25 protein-coding genes are annotated in these 18,809 nt (G+C 61.2%); 17 read left to right on the top strand and 8 right to left on the bottom strand.

All coding sequences use genetic code 11. The annotated features are described in order from the left end of the window. The 5 genes from CGA21_RS29225 to CGA21_RS29205 form a co-directional block, all read left to right on the top strand. Positions 1-203: hypothetical protein (locus CGA21_RS29225; protein ID WP_188265647.1), on the top strand; the 203-nt coding region annotated here is incomplete at its 5' end. Positions 204-332: 129 nt separating this feature from the next. Beyond that, positions 333-1,601 (top strand): serine hydroxymethyltransferase, encoded by a 1,269-nt coding sequence (glyA, locus tag CGA21_RS29220; RefSeq protein WP_110754258.1) that lies wholly within the window; start codon positions 333-335, stop codon positions 1,599-1,601. 155 nt (positions 1,602-1,756) lie between these two features. Then, positions 1,757-2,713 (top strand): lipoyl synthase, encoded by a 957-nt coding sequence (gene lipA, locus CGA21_RS29215; RefSeq protein ID WP_188265646.1) that lies wholly within the window; start codon positions 1,757-1,759, stop codon positions 2,711-2,713. 14 nt (positions 2,714-2,727) lie between these two features. Beyond that, complete coding sequence (locus tag CGA21_RS29210) at positions 2,728-3,513, top strand: M15 family metallopeptidase (RefSeq protein WP_223194303.1); 786 nt, start codon at positions 2,728-2,730, stop codon at positions 3,511-3,513. Then, positions 3,510-4,232: a L,D-transpeptidase gene (locus CGA21_RS29205; RefSeq protein ID WP_188265645.1), complete on the top strand. Its 723-nt coding sequence runs from the start codon at positions 3,510-3,512 to the stop codon at positions 4,230-4,232. The genes CGA21_RS29210 and CGA21_RS29205 overlap by 4 nt, the downstream gene beginning before the upstream one ends. Here CGA21_RS29205 and CGA21_RS29200 read toward each other — a convergent pair. The 3 genes from CGA21_RS29200 to CGA21_RS29190 all read right to left on the bottom strand — a co-directional run bounded on the left by CGA21_RS29200 (position 4,135) and on the right by CGA21_RS29190 (position 7,728). Beyond that, a complete protein-coding gene (locus CGA21_RS29200) occupies positions 4,135-5,238 on the bottom strand; it encodes a sterol desaturase family protein (RefSeq protein WP_188265644.1) in 1,104 nt (367 codons plus the stop codon). The two genes, CGA21_RS29205 and CGA21_RS29200, sit on opposite strands and share 98 nt — an antisense overlap. A gap of 148 nt (positions 5,239-5,386) precedes the next feature. Next, positions 5,387-6,232 carry a nitrilase-related carbon-nitrogen hydrolase gene (locus CGA21_RS29195; protein WP_188265643.1) on the bottom strand — a complete coding sequence of 282 codons (846 nt, stop codon included), beginning with the start codon at positions 6,230-6,232 and terminating at the stop codon, positions 5,387-5,389. Next, positions 6,229-7,728, bottom strand: a complete 1,500-nt coding sequence (locus CGA21_RS29190; protein ID WP_188265642.1) for a purine-cytosine permease family protein — start codon at positions 7,726-7,728, stop codon at positions 6,229-6,231. The genes CGA21_RS29195 and CGA21_RS29190 overlap by 4 nt, the downstream gene beginning before the upstream one ends. Positions 7,729-7,928: 200 nt before the next feature. Between CGA21_RS29190 and CGA21_RS29185 the strand changes: the two genes are divergently transcribed. After that, positions 7,929-8,834: a LysR family transcriptional regulator gene (locus tag CGA21_RS29185; protein ID WP_188265641.1), complete on the top strand. Its 906-nt coding sequence runs from the start codon at positions 7,929-7,931 to the stop codon at positions 8,832-8,834. A gap of 111 nt (positions 8,835-8,945) precedes the next feature. Here the strand turns inward: CGA21_RS29185 and CGA21_RS29180 are convergent, their stop codons facing one another. Both CGA21_RS29180 and ggt read right to left on the bottom strand, forming a co-directional pair. Next, positions 8,946-9,479: a cysteine hydrolase family protein gene (locus CGA21_RS29180; protein WP_110754275.1), complete on the bottom strand. Its 534-nt coding sequence runs from the start codon at positions 9,477-9,479 to the stop codon at positions 8,946-8,948. A gap of 62 nt (positions 9,480-9,541) precedes the next feature. After that, positions 9,542-11,269 carry a gamma-glutamyltransferase gene (ggt, locus tag CGA21_RS29175; RefSeq protein WP_110754277.1) on the bottom strand — a complete coding sequence of 576 codons (1,728 nt, stop codon included), beginning with the start codon at positions 11,267-11,269 and terminating at the stop codon, positions 9,542-9,544. Positions 11,270-11,404: 135 nt separating this feature from the next. Here ggt and CGA21_RS29170 point away from each other — a divergent pair, with 135 nt between their 5' ends. After that, entirely contained in the window at positions 11,405-11,917 is a 513-nt protein-coding gene (locus CGA21_RS29170) for a methylated-DNA--[protein]-cysteine S-methyltransferase (RefSeq protein WP_188265640.1), read from the top strand. 95 nt (positions 11,918-12,012) lie between these two features. Here CGA21_RS29170 and CGA21_RS29165 read toward each other — a convergent pair whose 3' ends face one another. Continuing rightward, entirely contained in the window at positions 12,013-12,459 is a 447-nt protein-coding gene (locus tag CGA21_RS29165) for a hemerythrin domain-containing protein (protein ID WP_110754281.1), read from the bottom strand. A gap of 145 nt (positions 12,460-12,604) precedes the next feature. Between CGA21_RS29165 and CGA21_RS29160 the strand changes: the two genes are divergently transcribed. Continuing rightward, positions 12,605-13,030 (top strand): GNAT family N-acetyltransferase, encoded by a 426-nt coding sequence (locus CGA21_RS29160; RefSeq protein ID WP_110754283.1) that lies wholly within the window; start codon positions 12,605-12,607, stop codon positions 13,028-13,030. A 136-nt stretch (positions 13,031-13,166) separates the two neighbouring features. Here CGA21_RS29160 and CGA21_RS29155 read toward each other — a convergent pair whose 3' ends face one another. Beyond that, complete coding sequence (locus tag CGA21_RS29155) at positions 13,167-13,517, bottom strand: hypothetical protein (protein WP_188265639.1); 351 nt, start codon at positions 13,515-13,517, stop codon at positions 13,167-13,169. A gap of 148 nt (positions 13,518-13,665) precedes the next feature. Here CGA21_RS29155 and CGA21_RS29150 point away from each other — a divergent pair, with 148 nt between their 5' ends. The 9 genes from CGA21_RS29150 (at position 13,666) to CGA21_RS29110 (ending at position 18,661) form a co-directional block, all read left to right on the top strand. Beyond that, positions 13,666-13,914 carry a hypothetical protein gene (locus CGA21_RS29150; protein ID WP_020799588.1) on the top strand — a complete coding sequence of 83 codons (249 nt, stop codon included), beginning with the start codon at positions 13,666-13,668 and terminating at the stop codon, positions 13,912-13,914. Between the two features lie 20 nt (positions 13,915-13,934). Then, positions 13,935-14,264: a DUF6388 family protein gene (locus CGA21_RS29145; protein WP_188265638.1), complete on the top strand. Its 330-nt coding sequence runs from the start codon at positions 13,935-13,937 to the stop codon at positions 14,262-14,264. Between the two features lie 25 nt (positions 14,265-14,289). Beyond that, complete coding sequence (locus CGA21_RS29140; protein WP_188265637.1) at positions 14,290-14,994, top strand: YoaK family protein; 705 nt, start codon at positions 14,290-14,292, stop codon at positions 14,992-14,994. Positions 14,995-15,192: 198 nt separating this feature from the next. Further along, entirely contained in the window at positions 15,193-15,585 is a 393-nt protein-coding gene (gene tusD / locus CGA21_RS29135; protein ID WP_110754291.1) for a sulfurtransferase complex subunit TusD, read from the top strand. 1 nt (position 15,586) lies between these two features. Next, positions 15,587-15,949 carry a sulfurtransferase complex subunit TusC gene (gene tusC, locus CGA21_RS29130; protein WP_188265636.1) on the top strand — a complete coding sequence of 121 codons (363 nt, stop codon included), beginning with the start codon at positions 15,587-15,589 and terminating at the stop codon, positions 15,947-15,949. Continuing rightward, positions 15,949-16,242: a sulfurtransferase complex subunit TusB gene (gene tusB / locus CGA21_RS29125; protein WP_110754295.1), complete on the top strand. Its 294-nt coding sequence runs from the start codon at positions 15,949-15,951 to the stop codon at positions 16,240-16,242. The genes tusC and tusB overlap by 1 nt, the downstream gene beginning before the upstream one ends. Beyond that, a complete protein-coding gene (locus CGA21_RS29120) occupies positions 16,239-16,574 on the top strand; it encodes a TusE/DsrC/DsvC family sulfur relay protein (protein ID WP_077185887.1) in 336 nt (111 codons plus the stop codon). The genes tusB and CGA21_RS29120 overlap by 4 nt, the downstream gene beginning before the upstream one ends. Beyond that, a complete protein-coding gene (locus CGA21_RS29115; RefSeq protein WP_110754297.1) occupies positions 16,571-17,572 on the top strand; it encodes a glycosyl transferase family protein in 1,002 nt (333 codons plus the stop codon). The genes CGA21_RS29120 and CGA21_RS29115 overlap by 4 nt, the downstream gene beginning before the upstream one ends. 90 nt (positions 17,573-17,662) lie before the next feature. Beyond that, complete coding sequence (locus CGA21_RS29110) at positions 17,663-18,661, top strand: glutathione S-transferase family protein (protein WP_188265635.1); 999 nt, start codon at positions 17,663-17,665, stop codon at positions 18,659-18,661. Positions 18,662-18,716: 55 nt separating this feature from the next. Here CGA21_RS29110 and CGA21_RS29105 read toward each other — a convergent pair. After that, a partial coding sequence (locus tag CGA21_RS29105) for an IS3 family transposase (protein ID WP_188263828.1) occupies positions 18,717-18,809 on the bottom strand: 93 nt, incomplete at its 5' end.

The raw sequence follows: 18,809 nt of genomic DNA, 5'->3' as shown, positions 1-18,809 counted from the left end.
ACGACAACCCACTGAAAAACGCCCCGCACACCGCGGCGGAGTTGGTCGGCGAGTGGTCGCATCCGTACAGCCGTGAGCAGGCGGTTTATCCGCTGGAGACCCTGATCGACGCCAAGTATTGGCCGCCCGTGGGTCGTGTCGACAACGTGTTTGGCGACCGCAACCTGATCTGCGCGTGCCCATCCATCGAAGACTACGCATAACCCCCGTAGGAGCTGCCGCAGGCTGCGATCTTTTGATCTGGCTTTAAAAAATCAAAAGATCGCAGCCTCGTTGCACTCGTCAGCTCCTACAGGTGCCCCCCATTTCGAGAACAACAGAGGACTTTCACCATGTTCAGCACCCTTTTTAGCAAGCAGGACCAGATCAAAGGCTACGACGACGAACTGCTGGCGGCGATGAACGCCGAGGACGCGCGGCAGGAGCACCACATCGAGCTGATCGCTTCGGAGAACTACACCAGCCAACGGGTCATGGAAGCGCAGGGCAGCGGCCTGACCAACAAGTACGCCGAAGGCTATCCGGGCAAGCGCTATTACGGCGGTTGCGAGCACGTCGACGTGGTCGAGCAACTGGCCATCGACCGCGCTAAACAATTGTTCGGCGCCGACTACGCCAACGTCCAGCCGCACTCCGGCAGCCAGGCCAACGCGGCGGTGTACCTGGCGTTGCTGCAGGCTGGCGACACCGTGCTGGGCATGAGCCTGGCCCATGGCGGTCACCTGACCCACGGCGCCAAGGTGAGTTTTTCCGGCAAGCTCTACAACGCGGTGCAATACGGCATCGACACCGCGACCGGGTTGATCGACTACAACGAAGTCGAACGCCTGGCCGTCGAGCACCAACCGAAAATGATCATCGCCGGCTTCTCCGCTTACTCCAAGACCCTGGACTTCGCGCGTTTTCGTGAGATCGCCGACAAGGTCGGCGCCTATTTCTTCGTCGACATGGCCCACGTCGCCGGGCTGGTGGCCACCGGTCTGTACCCGAACCCGCTGCCCTACGCCGACGTGGTCACCACCACGACCCACAAGACCCTGCGCGGTCCGCGCGGTGGCCTGATCCTGGCCAGGGCCAATCCGGAGCTTGAGAAAAAACTCAACGCCGCCGTTTTCCCCGGTGGCCAGGGCGGTCCGCTGATGCATGTGATCGCCGCCAAGGCCGTGTGCTTCAAGGAAGCGCTGGAGCCGGCGTTCAAGACTTACCAGGCACAAGTGATCCGCAACGCCCAGGCGATGGCGCAGGTGTTTATCGAGCGGGGCTATGACGTGGTTTCCGGTGGCACCGACAATCATCTGTTCCTGGTCAGCCTGATCCGCCAGGGCCTGACCGGCAAGGACGCGGACGCCGCCCTGGGCCGTGCCGGTATCACCGTGAACAAGAACGCCGTGCCCAACGATCCGCAATCGCCGTTCGTGACCTCCGGCCTGCGCATCGGCACGCCGGCAATCACCAGCCGTGGTTTCAAGGAAGCCCAGAGCATCGAGCTGGCAGGCTGGATCTGCGACATCCTCGATCACCTGGGCGATGCCGATGTCGAGGCCCAGGTTGCCCGCCAGGCGGCGGCGATGTGCAGTGATTTCCCGGTGTACCGCGACTGATCACACAACACAAACCCCTGTGAAAAACCTGTGGGAGCGAGCCTGCTCGCGAAGGCGGAGTGTCAGTCGACATCTGTGCTGGATGTTCCACCATCTTCGCGAGCAGGCTCGCTCCCACAGTTCCGGTTCTTGTCTGACATACCTTGGGAACACCTATGAACACAGTGCAAGTCGGCACCAAACTGCGCGGCGCGGAAAAAGTCGCGCGGATTCCAGTGAAAATCATCCCCACCGAGGACCTCCCGCGCAAACCTGACTGGATCCGGGTACGCATGCCGACCTCCCCCGAGGTCGACCGGATCAAGCAACTGCTGCGCAAACACAAACTGCACAGTGTCTGCGAAGAAGCCTCGTGCCCGAACCTGGGCGAGTGTTTTTCCGGGGGGACCGCCACCTTCATGATCATGGGTGACATCTGCACTCGTCGCTGCCCGTTCTGCGATGTCGGCCACGGGCGCCCGAAGCCGCTGGATGTGGATGAACCGACCAACCTCGCCGTGGCCATCGCCGAACTGCGCCTCAAATACGTGGTGATCACCTCGGTGGACCGCGACGACTTACGCGATGGCGGCGCCCAACACTTCGTCGACTGCCTGCGCGAAATCCGCAAGCTGTCGCCGGGCATTCAACTGGAAACCCTGGTGCCGGACTATCGCGGAAGGATGGACGTCGCCCTGGCGATCACCGCCCTTGAGCCGCCCGATGTGTTCAACCACAACCTGGAAACCGTTCCGCGCCTGTACAAGGCCGCACGACCCGGCTCGGATTTCGAGTGGTCGCTGGATCTGCTGCAAAACTTCAAGCAGCGGGTGCCACAGGTCCCCACCAAATCCGGGCTGATGCTGGGCCTGGGAGAAACCGACGAAGAAGTGATCGACGTCATGCAGCGCCTGCGCGAGCACGATGTCGACATGCTCACCCTCGGCCAATACCTGCAACCGTCGCGCAGCCACTTGCCGGTCCAGCGTTTCGTGCACCCGGACGTGTTTGCCTGGTTCGCCGAGGAAGGCACGCGCATGGGCTTCAAGAACGTCGCGTCCGGGCCATTGGTGCGCTCGTCCTATCACGCCGACCAACAACTTCATGGAGGTGCCGCCGATTTCAAGCCATGATGAAGTGACTTGTCATGTCATTACCCAGGCCCGACCCGATGCCATTTGTCGTTCGAACATTGCTCCCGCTCCTCAGCCTCGCCTTATCGGGTGTCGCCGCTGGCGAGCCCAGGCCCGAGCACATGGTGTATTTGCGCACGATAGATCCGGGTATCGAACAGGACATTCGTTATGCCAGCGCCCACAACTTCACCGGGCACCCGCTCGAGGGTTACGAAGCGCCCGAGTGCTTGCTGTCACAGGATGCCGCCAAAGCCCTCGCCCGGGTACAAACGGCACTGCGGGCGCAAGGCTATGGCCTGAAGGTGTTCGATTGCTATCGCCCCAGTCGCGCGGTCGCGGACATGGGGCGCTTCGCCACTGAGCCGGGCGATCCGCTCAAGGCCGAATTCTATCCACGGGTGGACAAGCAAGACTTCTGGCGCCTGGGCTATGTGGCGCGCGTATCCAATCACTCCAAAGGCAGCACCGTCGACCTGAGCATGACGGGACCGGGCGCCCTGCCCGCCGACTCCTGGACGCCATCTGCCACGCCTGTCGATTGCACGGCGCCTTATGGGCAGCGCTGGCACGACGGCGCAGTCGACATGGGCACCGGTTTTGATTGCTTCGACGAGCGCGCCCATACCGATTCGACGTCGATCACGGCGACGGCCATGGAAAATCGCCAGCGACTGACCCGCGCCATGGCGCAGGAGGGATTCACCGGTTACTCCGCCGAGTGGTGGCACTTTACGTATACCCGGGATGCGACGTTGAACACCGTCATGAACTTCCCCATAACCCCGCTGGCACCATGAACAGCCTTGGCAGAATCTGCGCGTTGCTGATCCTGTTGCTGCCCTGTGCCGCAATGGCCCAAGGGCTCGACGGTAGTGGCCAGTTGATCGTGGTCACCAGCAAGCACTGGGACGACATCCAGGGCAGCGCCCAGCGTTATGAACGGCACGGGGACAGCTTCCAGAAAGTCGAAGCGCCGTTTGCCGTCGTGCTGGGAAAAAACGGCATGGGCTGGGGCAAGGGACTGCTCGACACCGGGCAACTTCAGGGGCCGGTGAAACAGGAAGGCGATGGAAAGGCGCCCGCCGGGATGTTCAAACTCGGCAGCGCTTTTGGCTACAACGCTTCAAGTGAAACCCGCCTGCCCTACCTCGCGCTGACCTCGACCATCGAATGCGTGGATGACAGCCGGTCCGCTCATTACAACGAATTGGTCGATGGCGCCACGATGGCCCAAGACTGGAACAGCTCTGAACGCATGCGTCGCTATGATGACTTGTACCGCCAGGGCATTGTCATCGAGCACAACACACCCGCATCCCCCGCCGCCGGTTCCTGTATTTTCTTCCACATCTGGCGTGGCCCCGCGGTACCGACGCGGGGTTGCACCGCGATGGACCCGATGGATATCGCACGTCTGCTCAGTTGGCTGGACCCACGCCAGTCCCCGCTGCTGGTGCAACTGCCCGAGACGCAGTACGAGCAGTTGCGCGAACACTGGAACCTGCCTGTGCGCTGACCGCAAGCGAGCGCCTGACCAGGCGGATCTTGCCCAGTGTTTCGACAAAGGGCGTGATGATCAGGCTGTAGACGGTCAGGTAACGGCCATGATCCGCTTCGCAGGTGCCGAAGCGGATGGGCTCCGGTTGCGTTTGGGTGACGTACAGCGTGCCGAACATCCAGTCCCAGAGTGACAGGTTGACCCCGAAGTTCTTGTTGAAGTGCCGCGGCGCATCGCTGTGGTGGACCTGATGCTGGGCCGGGCTGTTCAGCACATGCTCGACCACAGGCCCGAAGGACAGCCAGACATGGCTATGGCGCAGATTGGCCGCCAAGGCATTGAGGATGAACACCATGTAGGTCACGCCGAACAGCGTGTAGCGGCTGATCTCCCCGCCACAGGCGTACCAGAAGAGTCCGGCAAAGGCGCTGATGAACACGAGGTCAGTCAACCGCTCGACCACTTTCTCGAGGAAATGCACCCGACTGGCCGTGGCCGGGACCAGCACCGTCGCCGAATGATGGACTTTGTGGAACGCCCACAGGTAGCGCGAATGGTAAGCGCGGTGGGCCCAGTAATGGATGAAGTCCTGCAGCAGGAACACGCCCAGGCCATAGAGCAAGGTCAGGACCAGGTGCTCCTCGACCTGCACCCGTGCCCCCCACAGCTGAGTGAAAAAGCGGATGTAGTCTCCGGATCGCAGCACGTAGGGATCCACCAGCCCGACGATGGGCACCACCAGCACGACCTTGAGGATCGCGCGCACGAAGTAGTAGCGGTAATCGAGCAGCGCCGAGGGATGAAAATGCACACGGTTGCCGCCGATGAACTGCCAGAAGCTGTGCGCGTCCGTCAGCCCGCGAGCTTGGCGCCAGCGGAACAAGCCGTAGGCAACGGCGTAGGAGATGAAAAGAAAGGCGACGCAGAGACGGCCATTGAGGTCGAAGAGCCCGAGGAACTGGTTGCTGACAGGTGTAAATACCCACCTGGACAGGTATTGCTCGATCAGTGCGAGAACATCCATGAAAGGCTGCCCCCTGCTGAAAGTAGAGCGTTGTGTGTGGAATGGAAAAACGCGGGTCGCAGGAACACGGCCGGCCGGCTCCTGCTGGACATAATTGCGGATGTATCTTATTCAGGTCTTGGGATTTCGGCAACCTCTGGGCCAAACGTCACTTCACTTCACTGCTCAAGCCATACAGCTGCGGCCGGCGGTCCCGGTGCAGGTCATTGCGCTCGCTGATGCGCTTGTTGCGGGCCTCGGCCAGGTTCAGGTTGGCCAGCAGCATCTGCTCGCCACCCTGCTCCGCCGGACCGGCCAACGGATAACCGTCGGCGTCGACGATCACCGAACCTTGCACCCAACTCACCCCGCGCTCAACGCCATGGCGGTCACAGGCCGCGATGAACAGGCGGTTGACCGAGGCATTGGCCTGCACCCGCAAGACTTCCGCCGGGCGCTCGGATTGCGGTCGTGGGCCATCGGGCCAGTTGACCGGCGCACAGAGCAAATCGGCACCGGCCAGCGCCGGCAGGCGCACCCATTCGGGGAACTCCAGGTCGTAGCAGATCAGCATGCCGATGCGCCCGTGGACCGTTTCGATCACCGGCGGCGCGGCAGTGCCGGCTGTGAAAACTTCTTTCTCCGCATCCCACAGGTGCGCCTTGCGGTACACCGCGCGCAAACCCCGGGCATCGATCAGTGCCGCGCTGTTGGCCAGCTCATCCCCGGCCAGACGCTCGCAGAATCCGCCGACGATCACCATGTTCAATTCACTGGCCAGCGCCTGCCACAGGCGCAACGTCGGACCCTCGGCGGTTTCCGCCAGGGCCAGTGCTTCCGCGCGGTCGGCAAACAGGTAGCCGCTCTGCACCAGCTCCGGCAACACCACCACCTGGGCACCCTGCAGGGCCGCCGAACGGATCGCGCGTTCGGTGAGCGTGCGGTTGTACGCGAGGTCGCCGATTTTCGGCGCCAACTGGCAGCAGGCGACCCGGATATTCTTTGCCGTGTTCAACGCACCGACTCCATGGATGAATGGGTCATGGCGATAATCTCGTTTTCACTGATCGCCTCGATGACCCGGCGCTCGGCAGCAAGGTCGAGGGAGCGGCTGAGCAGGTAATAGGTCAGGCCCGAAACCAGCAGGCCCACCAGCCAGGCGATGTCCACGCCTTCCAGCACCCGTGCCAGCGGACCGACGAAGACTTCCTTGCTGGCGGCGGCATCGTAGATGTAGAAGAACGGCACCATGGCGGCAAAGCCGATCAGGTAAGCCACGATGCCGCGAAACTGCCAGGCGCCGTAGATGCCCTTCGGCGTGAAGAAATGCGGGATCGCGTAGCGGCCCTTGCGCACGAAGAAATAGTCCACCAGGTTGACGGCGGTCCAAGGCACGAGGAAGTACAACAGCAATACGAGGAAAGTGTTCAGCAGCGCGATGCCGTCACCCTTGATCGACAGCACGCAGGTCAGCAGGATGATGCTGATGGCACTGATCGACAGTACCCGGGCGCGGGGTGTCGGGGTGATCTTGCTGATCGAATCGACACCGGTCAGCAGCGTCAGCATGGCGCTGTAGGTGTTCAGCGCAATGATCGGCAGGAAGCCCGCCACCGACACCACCACCAACAGATTGCCCAGCCCGGGAATCATCGAGGAACCTACCTGGTTCAATGCCACCAGCGCATCCACCGCTTTCAGTTCCTGGGCGAGCCAGGCCCCGAGGCCGATCATCCAGCTGCCCGACAGCGACGCGCCGATGAATATCGCCGCGATCAGTTTCGGCCGGCTGGTGTTTTTCGGCAGGTAGCGCGAATAGTCGGAAACATAGGGTGCATAGGAAATGTTGTAGCTGGCGCCAATGGCGAACAGGGTGGCGAAGGCGATCCAGCTGAAGCCCAGGTCGCTGGCCGGCGTGACGCCTTCGGAACCCGCGCCGAACATCAGGGCGATGGTTACCACGGCATACAACGGCAGCGTCGCCAGCAGCGCCCACTTGAAGGCTTTGTGCATCAGGTCGTGGCCGAAGATCGACAGCAGTGCGCCGATCAGCACCACGGTCACGGCAACGATGGTCGGGTCGATGCCGAATACATGCTCCAGCCCGTTCATGATCAGCGAGACGTTCACCACGTTGAAACCGACGAACACAAACATCGTCGCCATCAGCGCCAGGATCACCCCGCGGTAGCCGAACTGGGCACGGGACTGGATCATCTGCGGCAGGCCCATTTCCGGCCCTTGCGAGCCGTGGAAAGCCATGAAGATCGTGCCGAACATGATGCCCAGCGCACCGGCCAACAGGGTCCACAGGGCCGACAAGCCCAGGCTGGGACCGACGAAACCGATGGAGATGGTGAAGAAGTGGAAGTTGCCGAGAAACCAGAACGGCCCCTGGCTACTGAGCTTGGCGTGACGTTCGTTTTCCGGGATGTAATCGATCGAGTGGCCTTCGATGGCCAACCCGCCGCTCGCCTCGGTGGCGTGCGCAGAAAGTGGGGACCCTGACATACGATAGTTCCTATGCAGTAGATTGTTTTTATTTTGAGCGCAGTGGTCGAATTCGACGTCCAGATCTGGCAAAACTCCAGAAAAAGCTGACGAAGACCCTGGTTTCCCTGCAATGTATGGCGTTGGCCGCAGCGATAAAATATCCAAGGCGCACTGTTCACATAGATCGGCGTCAATGTAATCGAGGATCGGGAGCCCCCATGCTGGGAACTGTAACGGAGCTGGATCTGCGCCTGATCCGGGTATTTCTCACTGTGGTCGAGGCCGGCGGGATTTCGGCGGCGCAAACTGCCCTCAATACCACGCAACCGACCATCAGCGCACAACTGGCGACGCTGGAGGCACGGGTGGGTTTTCGCCTGTGCGAACGCGGTCGCGGCGGATTTTCCGTAACGCCCAAGGGTGGTCAGTTCGTCGAGGCGGCGCGGCGCTTGCTGGCTGCCGCCGAGGGCTTCAGGGTTGAAGTGCAGCACATCAACCGCAAGGTCTCGGGCAACATCAACGTCGGCCTGCTGGGGCAGATCGACCCGGTGGCAAACAAGAAAATCGGTTTGGCCATTGCTCGCCTGCGGGCTCGGCACGAGGGGCTGTACTTTCACTTCACCGAACTGTCGTCATCGCTGCTGGAAGAGAAAATCATCAACGGCCATATTGATCTGGCGATCGGTTATTTTTGGCATCGCTTGCCCAATATCGACTACTTCCCGCTGTTCCAGGAAACCCAGATCGCCTACTGCGCGCCGTCACACCCGCTGTTCGAGCAGGTGGGCGCGCTGACGCGCGAGGATGTCAGCCAGCATGACTGGGTCTGGCCCAGCCACCCCTTGCCGGAGATGCCGGCGCCGACCTCGATCGAACGCTTGACCGTGCTCACCGACAGCATGGACGGAGCGGCCCTGCTGATCCTGTCCGGCCAACACCTGGGCTTCCTGCCGCAGCATTATGCGGCCCGGCATGAACAGCTCGGGCAGCTGCATCCACTCAATCCGCAATTGCTGCGCTACGAGGTGGGCTTTCACGCGGCGGTGCGGCATTCGGCGCGGCAGCGGGAGCTGGTCAGTGAGTTCCTCAATGAGCTGATCGATATCTTCAACGCACCCTTGTAGGAGCGAGCATGCTCGCGATGGACGTTAACGATAACGCTGGAAACCTGACACCCCGTGGCGCTCTCTGGTTCATCGCGAGCATGCTCGCTCCTACTGGGGGCGGTGGTGGATTCAGAAATGGATCTCACTGGCCGGGATAACGTCGATCCGCGCCACTGAACTGCTCAGGTCGGCCCAATCCTTGTTGTGTTCGGCAATGATGTCTTCGGCCGTGGTTTTGCCATTGTCGACAGTAGAATGCGCGTCGGCGGCCAGCACCACGTCGTAACCCAGTTGATGCGCCTGGCGCAGGGTTGCATTCACACAGTAGTCGGTTTGCAGGCCACAGATGACCAGGCGATCGTAGTCTTGCACCGGCACCAGTTTCTGCAGGTTGGTCTGATAGAACGAATCGCCGGTGGTCTTACGAACGCGATCATCGTCGGGTGAAGTGTGCAACCCTTCGGCCAGTTGCCAGCCTGGAGCGCCGTGCTTGAAGAGGTCGCCCTCTTCTTCGTGCTGGATCAGCACCACCGCAACGCCGGCTTTTCTCGCCCGGGCACTGAGGCCATTGATCGTTTCGATGACCCGCTTGATCTCGAAGCACTCGTACTCGCCGGAGCACAGGGCCTGCTGAACGTCGATGATTAACAGTGCGGTGGTCATGGTACCTTCCTTGATGAGTTGAAAAATCAGGGGACGCGTGCGCCCCCATTCAAACACAACCATCAGTAACCCAGCGACAACCCGGTATTACGCCGTGGATCGTTGGCTCCGTAGAAACGGTTCTTGCCCACCGGCTTGCCCTCCAGCGACGGCGCGCCCACCAGGATCGCCGCCAGGTGGTTGGCGTCCTGCGGACCGGCAAACTTGTGACCCCAGCTTTCGAGGATCTTCACCGTGTCCGGGCTGGTAGTGAAGGTCTCCAGGTTGGTTTCCTCCGGCAACCATTGCTGGTGGAAACGCGGCGCATCGACCGCTTCCTGGATGTTCATGCCGTAGTCGATCACGTTGAGCATGGTCAGCAGGGTCGCGGTGATGATGCGGCTGCCGCCGGGGGTGCCGACCACCATTACCACTTTGCCGTCCTTGGTGACGATGGTCGGGCTCATGGACGACAACGGGGCCTTGCCGGGCGCGATGGCGTTGGCCTCGCCCTGCACCAGGCCGTACATGTTCGGTACGCCGATTTTCGAGGTGAAGTCGTCCATTTCGTCGTTGAGGATGACCCCGGTCTTGCTGGCCATGACCCCGGCACCGAACCAGTCGTTTAGGGTGTAGGTCACCGACACTGCGTTGCCCCATTTGTCGACAATGGAGTAATGGGTGGTGTTGCTGCCCTCATGGGGCGCCACGCCGGGCTTGAGATCCTTGGAGATGCCGGCCTTTTGCGGCTGGATGGCATCGCGCAGCTTGGTCGCGTAGTTTTTGTCGAGTAAATGCGCGATCGGGTTTTTCACGAAGTCCGGGTCGCCCAGGTAGCTGTTGCGGTCCACATAGGCGTGGCGCATCGCTTCGATCTGGTAGTGCATGCCCTGGGCCGAGTGGTAGCCCAGGTCCTTCATCGGATAGCCTTCGAGGATGTTCATGATCTGGCAGATCACCACCCCACCGGAGCTCGGTGGCGGTGCCGAGACCACATGGTAGCCGCGATAGTCACACTCGATGGGTGCCAACTCGCGCGTCTTGTATTTGTCGAGGTCGGCCTGGGTGATGATGCCCTTGTTGGCCTGGCTGGAGGTGACGATGGCGTCGGCCACCCAGCCCTTGTAGAAACCGTCGGCGCCTTTCTCCGAGATTTCCCGCAGGGTTTTGCCGAGGTCTTTCTGCACCAGTTTCTGGCCGACCTGCATCGGCTCGCCGTTGCTCAGGAAGATCGCGCCGGAATCCTTGATGTCCTTCTTGAACACATCGGTGGCGTACTCCAGCAACTCGACATCGCCCTGCTCCAGCACGAAGCCGTCTTCCGCCAGCTTGATCGCCGGGGCGATCACTTCCTTGCGTGGCTTGGTGCCGTATTTGGACAGCGCCAGCTCCATGCCGGACACGGTGCCCGGTACGCCGACGGCCAGGTGTCCGCGGGTGCTCAGGTCGGGGACGACGTTGCCCGCCTTGTCCAGGTACATGTCGGCGGTAGCGGCCAGCGGGGCTTTTTCACGGAAGTCGAGGAAGGTCTTGCGACCGTCGGCCAGTTGAATGGTCATGAAACCGCCACCCCCCAGGTTACCAGCCGCGGGATACACCACCGCCAGCGCGTAACCCACTGCAACAGCGGCGTCGACCGCATTGCCGCCGTTCTTCAGCACATCCACGCCCACATGGCTGGCCAAATGCTGGGCGGTGACCACCATGCCGTTTTCAGCCGCGACCGGGGCCACAGAGGCCGCATGGGCCGTCAGACAGCTGAGCGCCAACGAGGTCGCAATCAGCGATTTGGCAAAAGGTTCGTACTTCATGAGTCGGTCTCTTTTTGTTTTAAAGTAGGAAAACGCTTCAAGAGCAGTAGGCAGTATGGTCGGGATTGCGTATTGCGCCTCCCCGGCGAGGCAGTATGCTTAACACCTGTTCAGCAATTCGGCGATGCGTGCGGCATGACCTACACCTACATCACCCTGGCATCACCCGTCGGCGAGTTGAAGCTGGTAGCGAACGATTGCCGTCTGGCGGCCATCCTCTGGGAAAATGACAAACCAGGCCGGGTGCGCCTCGGCCCGATGGACGAAGCGCCGGACAACCCGATCCTGATGCGCACCGCGCAACAGTTGCGCGAATACTTCACGGGCACACGCCAGGCGTTCGAGCTCGACCTTGATTTTGCCGGGACGGCATTCCAGAAGAAGGTCTGGAACGCCTTGTTGACCATTCCCTTTGGCCAGACCCGCAGCTACAGCCAGATCGCCGAGCAGATCGGCCACCCGAGCGCGGTGCGGGCAGTGGGTGCGGCGAATGGCAGGAACCCCATTTCGATCATCGCCCCTTGTCATCGGGTGATTGGCGCGTCGGGGAAATTGACCGGGTTTGCCGGGGGGCTGGAGGCGAAGCAGACATTACTCACGCTGGAAGGCGGCCAATGGCCCGAAACCGCGCGCCTCCCAGGCTTTTGATCTTGTAGGAGCTGCCGCAGGCTGCGATCTTTTGATCTTGTTGTTTAAAGCAAAGTCAAAAGATCGCAGCCTGCGGCAGCTCCTACAGGACGACATCACGCCGGTGTAGAAAGCTGCGCCTTGTATTCCTTTACATACTGCGTCGCCAGCGACTCTTTCTGCTTGTCGTCAAGCAACTTGCCCGCCATCTGGAAGAACTTCTGCTCCTCTTCTTCAAGGTGGTGATGGACCTTCTCGGACAATTTCTTCGCCGTCGCCAACCAGGCCGGGCTGGACATCTCGGTGCCGTCCAGTTCTTCCATCATTTCATCCATCTCGTGGTGCTCGGAGATCGCGTGGCGACTGAGGTCAACACCATTGTCGAACTCCATCAGCGGGATGTAGAAATGCCGCTCTTCAGCGGTTTCGTGAGCCTGCAGTTCTGACTTGAGCTGCTTGTATGCGTCGACGCGTTCAGGGGTATCGCCGCTGGTGCGGATCAGGGCTTTGGCGTAGGTACGCTGGCGCTCGTGGCTTTCGCGCAAGGCTTCGAAAATATTCACGGAATGTCCTCATCAGTCGCACTCGGGAATGGCGCGTCACAACAAGTGACCTCTGCGCACGGGCGGCGGTTCCACTGGCTGCGGGTGATGGAACTATGGCGGCAACCACGCTAGGCTGCCGATTCACTGCCATAAGGACATTGCCATGAACCTGCGGATAGAGTTCTCGCCCACCCCCACGGAAGAAGAGCGCCAGGCCATCCTGATGCCGCTGCGCGCCTACAATGCCTCAAAGGCCGACGGTGCCGTACCCGAGCATATCGCCTTGCTGGTACGTGACGAAAACGATGTGATCCTTGGTGGCCTTTACGCCAGGTTGTTCTACCAGTGGATGTTCATCGACCTGCTGTCGGTGCCGGAGCAGGCCCGGGGACAGGGCATGGGCACGAAGCTGATGCAGATGGCCGAAGACCTGGCGCGGGAGAGGCAGTGCATCGGATTGTGGCTCGACACCTTTGAATTCCAGGCACCGGCGTTCTACAGGAAATGCGGCTACAGCGAGATTGGGCATATCGCCGACTACCCGCCGGGGTACAAGCACTTCTTCTTCCAGAAACGCCTGGACTACTGATCACAACGCGAATCCCTGTAGGAGCTGCCGCAGGCTGCGATCTTTTGATCTTCGACGGACTTGAGATCGAGAAAAAACAAGATCAAAAGATCGCAGCCTGCGGCAGCTCCTACAGGGCATGCATCAACCCATCAGGTCAGAGGCAGGTGGCCAGTGCCGCCAAGCGGCGCTTGGCGACAAAGTCGTCTTGCTGAGCGTAGTAACTCAATACCGTGCCCGAGGCATCGGTGGTCACGTCGACGAACGACTCGGCCGAGCGGGTGTAGACGGTGGTGCTCCCCTTTGCTCCCGACTCCAGGTACGCCGCAGCATCAACGCCGAACACCGCTTCGTCCTGCCAGGAAAATTGCACGCACTGGGCGACGTCCTTGGCCGGCTTGTCAGAGTTCAAGGTCTTGTACGGGGCCTTGGTACGAGCATCGTTCATCGCCGAGCCCGCGCATCCCGCCAGCAAGGTAGCGGCCAGCGCCACCATCAGAATTCGCATTGCATTCACTCATGAGGAAAAAGCGGACTGTATCACCGTGGCAGGGCGTATCGTTCTGCTTTACTTCATTAAAACCGCGACATCGCGTGACGATTCGCGCACCCTGTCGAGCCAATAGCGCTGTATTGCACCTTTCACTGGACGCCCCATGACACCCAACGCCGAGTTTTACAAACCGACCACTGAATATGCCGACAAGCTGATCAGCCAGATCGGTCAGACACCGTCCTGGATCGCCAAGCGAATCGGCGTCACCGACAAGCGCATTCGTTACATCCTTGAGGGCGAAAGAACCGTCAAGGGTGAAACCACGCCGATCCAGATGACCTATACCGAGCAGTTTGCACTCGAATGTCTGGCGGCAGCGGCCAAGGCCAGCAAGAAGCAGTCTTCGTAATTCGTATTCAAGGAGCGACCATGGCGGCACCCGAGCAACAACACGAACTGGCGCTGGAAAAGTTTCTCGACCAACGTCCCGAACTGCGCATCGAGCTCGACCACCTCAACCCGCTGCTGGCCCAGGCCAAGGGCGAGACCCTCGCGCAGTTTCGCGATGATCGTTTACACGAGGCCTTTGAAGCCGAAGCCGAGCGCCTGGGTTTGTTTGCCTGGGAGCTGACACTGCAATTGACCGCCGCCACTCCTGAGGACTATCAGGCCCAGCGCCTGGAAGTGCACCGGGAAGTCGCGGAAATGGCCGGCATGGACTGGCTGGAGTATTGCGACCTGTACGGGATAACCCCCTGACCACCGCTCGAGGACCTCATCGCCCATGTTGCCTTCCGCTTCCAGGACCCACGCCAGCCCCGGACACCTGCACACGCAGAAATGGCGTGGGCGAATCGGCCTGAGCCTGGTGGCCATGCTTTCGGTGCTGGCCGGCATGACTGACGCGATCGGTTTCATGGCCAGCGGCGATTTCGTCTCGTTCATGAGCGGCAATACCACTCGGATGGCCGTCGCCATCAGTGCCGGCGACCTTGGGTTGACCCTGCGCCTGGTGATCCTCATCGCCACCTTCATCTTTGGCAATGCGCTGGGCATTATCGTCAGCCGCCTGGGCAGGCGCCGGTCACTGCCCTTGCTGTTGTGCATTGCCGCCCTGCTGTGCGCCGCCGCGGCCTGGCCCTATGACTCGCAATTGCCTGCCCTGCTGGCAGCCATCATCGCCATGGGCATGCTCAATGCCGCCGTGGAAGAGGTCAACGGCCTGCCGGTCGGCCTGACCTATGTGACCGGCGCCCTGTCGCGCTTTGGCCGCGGACTGGGGCGCTGGATGCTCGGCGAGCGCCGCAACGGTTGGCGCGTACAACTGATCCCCTGGACCGGCATGTTCGCCGGCGCGGTACTCGGTGCCGTGCTGGAACATCATTTCGGGCTCAAGGCGCTGTTTGCCAGCGGCCTGCTGGCGGCTGCGCTGGGAGTGCTGTCGCTGAAGATCCCGCGACGTTGGCAGTTGGGCTACATGCCGCGCTGATTTTTTTGCTGCCTGTGGGGGGCCCTTCGCGAGCAGGCTCGCTCCCACAGGTTTTGCGGTGCAGCTGCGAACTTTGCCATCACACAAATCCCTGTGGGAGCGAGCCTGCTCGCGAAGGGGCCCGCACAGGCGACATCGATTTAGCCCCAACGCCGATAAAGCTTTATCATGGCCGCAGTTTCGTTGATCGAGTCCGCCATGAAGTTCGCCATCGCCGTATTTTCCGCCGCCCATGCGCCCTCTTCGCGCCGCGCCTTGCTGTTCGCCCAGGCGCTGCTCGCCGGCGGGCATGAGATTGTCCGGCTGTTTTTCTACCAGGATGGCGTGTACAACGCGTCCGGCAGCGTGGTCACACCCCAGGACGAGCTCGATGTGCCACGGCAATGGAGCGCCTTCGTCAGCGAAAACCAACTCGATGGCGTGGTGTGCATCGCCGCCGCCTTGCGCCGTGGCGTGTTGAACGAGGAGGAAGCCAGGCGCTATCAGCGCGAGGCTGTCGCCGTCGGAGCACCGTGGGAATTGTCCGGGCTCGGCCAATTGCATGACGCGGTGCAGGATGCCGACCGCCTGATTTGCTTCGGAGGTGCGTGAAATGGCCAAGTCCTTGCTGATCATCAGCCGCCAGTCGCCCTGGTCCGGTCCAGGCGCGCGTGAAGCGCTGGACATCGTGCTGGCGGGCGGCGCCTTCGATCTGCCGATCGGCCTGCTGTTTTTCGACGACGGCGTGTTCCAGCTCGCCCCCCATCAGCACGCCAAGGCCCTGCAACAGAAAGACCTGAGCGCCAACCTGCAGGCGCTGCCGATGTTCGGCGTCGAAGAACTGTTTGTCTGTGCCGACAGCGCTGCCGAACGTGGCCTGGACCCAGGTGCCCTGGCACTGCAGGAAGCCCGCGTGCTTGCCGCCCACGAAATCACCGCACTCATTGACCATTACGACCAGGTGATCACCCTCTGATGTCGACTTTGCATGTGTTGTCTCATTCCCCGTTCGGCGACGACCGCCTGAACAGCTGCCTGCGCATAACCGGCGCCAACGACGCATTGCTGCTGTGCGGTGACGCCGCCTATGCCCTGCAGCCGGGCAGCGCCCCTTTCACGGCGCTGAGTGCGCGCGGCCTGGCCCTCTACGTGCTGGCCGAAGATGCCCAGGCCCGGGCTATCGAAGTTCCGGGTTGGGCTACGGCTGTCGATTATCCGGCCTTCGTCGAACTGTCGATCCACCACGCCAAGGTCAACAGCTGGCTATGAATGTATTGACGGTCGGCGCACGCGCCATCGAGCTGGACAAGGACGGTTTTCTGGTCGAACTCAGTGACTGGTCGGCCGACGTCGCCAGTGCCCTGGCCGCCGCCGAAGACATCGAGTTGAGCCCCGAGCACTGGGAAATCCTCGAACTGTTGCGCAGCTTCTACGCCGAATTCCAGCTGTCGCCGGCGACCCGGCCGCTGATCAAGTACACCGCATTGAAACTCGGCCCGGACAAAGGCAACAGCCTGCACCTGAACCGACTGTTCAAAGGCACCCCTGCCAAACTCGCCGCGAAACTGGCGGGCCTGCCCAAACCGACGAATTGCTTATGACCGACTACCCAGCGTTGACCCTCGAAACGCCCGCCGAGCACCCATTCGCCCAATTCGTGCGCATCCTCGGCAAAGGCAAGCGTGGCGCCCGCGACCTGACGCGTGAAGAAGCCCGTGCCGCCATGGGCATGGTGCTTGACGACCAGGTCGAGGACACCCAGCTCGGCGCCTTCCTGATGCTGTTGCGCCACAAGGAAGAAAGCGCGCAGGAAATGGCCGGTTTTGCCGAAGCCTTGCGCGAGCGCTTGCAAGCGCCGGCATTGGCGGTCGACCTCGACTGGCCGACCTATGCCGGCAAGAAGCGTCACCTGCCGTGGTACCTGCTGGCCGCCAAGTGCCTGGGTCAGAACGGTGTGCGGGTGTTCATGCACGGTGGCGGCGCGCACACCGCCGGTCGACTCTACAGCGAACAACTGCTCGATGAACTGAACATCCCCTTGTGCCGCGACTGGCAGCAGGTCGGCACAGCGCTGGACAACGGCGGCCTGGCCTTCATGCCGTTGGTGGATTGGGCGCCGCAACTGCAACGCATGATCGACCTGCGCAACACCCTCGGCCTGCGCTCGCCGATCCACTCGCTGGCGCGCATTCTCAACCCGTTGGGCGCCCGTTGCGGTCTGCAAAGCATCTTCCATCCCGGTTACCAGGCGGTGCATCGCGATGCCAGCGGCTTGCTCGGCGACACCGCGATCGTGGTCAAGGGCGATGGTGGCGAAATCGAGATCAACCCCGACGCCGATAGCCACTTGTATGGCACCCGCGGTGGCGAGAGCTGGGATGAGGAGTGGCCGCAATTGTCGAGCCAGCGCCACGTCAAGCCTGCCAGCCTGGAACCTGCGCATCTCAAGGCGGTATGGCGCGGCGAGGTGGTGGACAGCTACCCGCAAATGGCCCTGATCTCGACCATGGCCCTGGCGCTGCGTGGCCTCGGCCAGAGCCGCGAACAAGCTTTCAAGACCGCCCAGCAGTATTGGGATGCCCGGGACAAATCAATTTAATCGATCATAACCCACTAAGCTTTGCGCTATTTTATCGAACCTATCGGCATAGACTCCTCTCCAACGCTTATCGGTTGAGGAGTCATGGACATGGGATTGTTAGTAGAAGGTCGCTGGCAGGACAAGTGGTACGAAAGCAAGGACGGCACGTTCCAGCGCGAACAGGCGCAGCGTCGCCACTGGGTCACCGCTGACGGCCAACCGGGCCCCAGTGGTGTCGGTGGTTTTGCTGCCGAACCTGGGCGTTATCACCTCTACGTGTCCCTCGCCTGCCCGTGGGCTCATCGCACGCTGATCCTGCGCAAACTCAAGGGCCTGGAAAGCCTGATCGACGTGTCGGTGGTCAGCTACCTGATGCTGGAGAACGGTTGGACGTTCGACAAGTCCCACGGCTCCACCGGCGACAAACTCGATCACTTTGACTTCATGCACCAGCGCTACACCGCCGACACCGCCGACTACACCGGCCGCGTCACGGTGCCGGTGCTTTGGGACAAACAACAGAAACGCATCGTCAACAATGAATCGGCGGAAATCATCCGCATGTTTAATGGTGCCTTCGATGAACTGACCGGCAATGACCTGGATTTCTATCCGGCACCGCTGCGCGGCGAGATCGACGCCCTGAACGAGCGGATCTATCCGGCCGTGAACAACGGCGTATACCGCGCCGGGTTTGCTACCTCGCAAACCGCCTATGAGGAGGCCTTCGATGAACTGTTCACAGAACTGGATCGCCTGGAGCAGCTGTTAAGTGCCAATCGCTACCTGACCGGCGAGTACCTGACTGAAGCGGACATCCGCCTGTTCACGACGCTGATTCGATTCGACGCGGTCTATTACGGCCACTTCAAGTGCAACCTGCGACGCATTGCCGATTATCCGAACCTGTCGAATTGGCTGCGGGAGATTTACCAGTGGCCAGGGATTGCCGAGACGGTGGATTTCGAACACATCAAAAACCACTACTACGGCAGTCACAAGACCATCAACCCGACGGGGATAGTGCCCAAGGGGCCGGCGCAGGGTTTCACCGCCGCCCATGATCGGGAGCGGTTGAGCGGGAAAGGGGTTTGGCGCAGGGCCTGAAGGCTGATCGTTCCCACGCAGTGGACTGACCCCGAAATGTTGGACGATCGTAAATCTATACCTGAACAGATCGAGCCCTGTATTCAACAGGGCTCAGTCCGTTTAGCTTCAGTTTGATGCGTTGGTGATTGTAATAGTGGATGTAGTC

Source organism: Pseudomonas sp. PSB11, from assembly GCF_014596605.1.
GTDB lineage: Bacteria > Pseudomonadota > Gammaproteobacteria > Pseudomonadales > Pseudomonadaceae > Aquipseudomonas > Aquipseudomonas umsongensis.
The sequence above is the reverse complement of the archived record's forward strand: the minus strand, read 5'-3'. Positions and strand labels throughout refer to the sequence as shown.

Coding starts and splice junctions, on each gene's coding strand:
- tusD (WP_110754291.1), top strand. CDS start 15,193: ATGAAGTTCGCCATCGCCGTATTTTCCGCCGCCCATGCGCCCTCTTCG.
- ggt (WP_110754277.1), bottom strand. CDS start 11,269: ATGAAGTACGAACCTTTTGCCAAATCGCTGATTGCGACCTCGTTGGCG.
- lipA (WP_188265646.1), top strand. CDS start 1,757: ATGAACACAGTGCAAGTCGGCACCAAACTGCGCGGCGCGGAAAAAGTC.
- CGA21_RS29170 (WP_188265640.1), top strand. CDS start 11,405: ATGACCTACACCTACATCACCCTGGCATCACCCGTCGGCGAGTTGAAG.
- CGA21_RS29120 (WP_077185887.1), top strand. CDS start 16,239: ATGAATGTATTGACGGTCGGCGCACGCGCCATCGAGCTGGACAAGGAC.
- glyA (WP_110754258.1), top strand. CDS start 333: ATGTTCAGCACCCTTTTTAGCAAGCAGGACCAGATCAAAGGCTACGAC.
- CGA21_RS29190 (WP_188265642.1), bottom strand. CDS start 7,728: ATGTCAGGGTCCCCACTTTCTGCGCACGCCACCGAGGCGAGCGGCGGG.
- CGA21_RS29205 (WP_188265645.1), top strand. CDS start 3,510: ATGAACAGCCTTGGCAGAATCTGCGCGTTGCTGATCCTGTTGCTGCCC.
- CGA21_RS29180 (WP_110754275.1), bottom strand. CDS start 9,479: ATGACCACCGCACTGTTAATCATCGACGTTCAGCAGGCCCTGTGCTCC.
- tusC (WP_188265636.1), top strand. CDS start 15,587: ATGGCCAAGTCCTTGCTGATCATCAGCCGCCAGTCGCCCTGGTCCGGT.
- CGA21_RS29155 (WP_188265639.1), bottom strand. CDS start 13,517: ATGCGAATTCTGATGGTGGCGCTGGCCGCTACCTTGCTGGCGGGATGC.
- CGA21_RS29200 (WP_188265644.1), bottom strand. CDS start 5,238: ATGGATGTTCTCGCACTGATCGAGCAATACCTGTCCAGGTGGGTATTT.
- CGA21_RS29145 (WP_188265638.1), top strand. CDS start 13,935: ATGGCGGCACCCGAGCAACAACACGAACTGGCGCTGGAAAAGTTTCTC.
- CGA21_RS29110 (WP_188265635.1), top strand. CDS start 17,663: ATGGGATTGTTAGTAGAAGGTCGCTGGCAGGACAAGTGGTACGAAAGC.
- CGA21_RS29115 (WP_110754297.1), top strand. CDS start 16,571: ATGACCGACTACCCAGCGTTGACCCTCGAAACGCCCGCCGAGCACCCA.
- CGA21_RS29150 (WP_020799588.1), top strand. CDS start 13,666: ATGACACCCAACGCCGAGTTTTACAAACCGACCACTGAATATGCCGAC.
- CGA21_RS29160 (WP_110754283.1), top strand. CDS start 12,605: ATGAACCTGCGGATAGAGTTCTCGCCCACCCCCACGGAAGAAGAGCGC.
- CGA21_RS29185 (WP_188265641.1), top strand. CDS start 7,929: ATGCTGGGAACTGTAACGGAGCTGGATCTGCGCCTGATCCGGGTATTT.
- tusB (WP_110754295.1), top strand. CDS start 15,949: ATGTCGACTTTGCATGTGTTGTCTCATTCCCCGTTCGGCGACGACCGC.
- CGA21_RS29140 (WP_188265637.1), top strand. CDS start 14,290: ATGTTGCCTTCCGCTTCCAGGACCCACGCCAGCCCCGGACACCTGCAC.
- CGA21_RS29210 (WP_223194303.1), top strand. CDS start 2,728: ATGTCATTACCCAGGCCCGACCCGATGCCATTTGTCGTTCGAACATTG.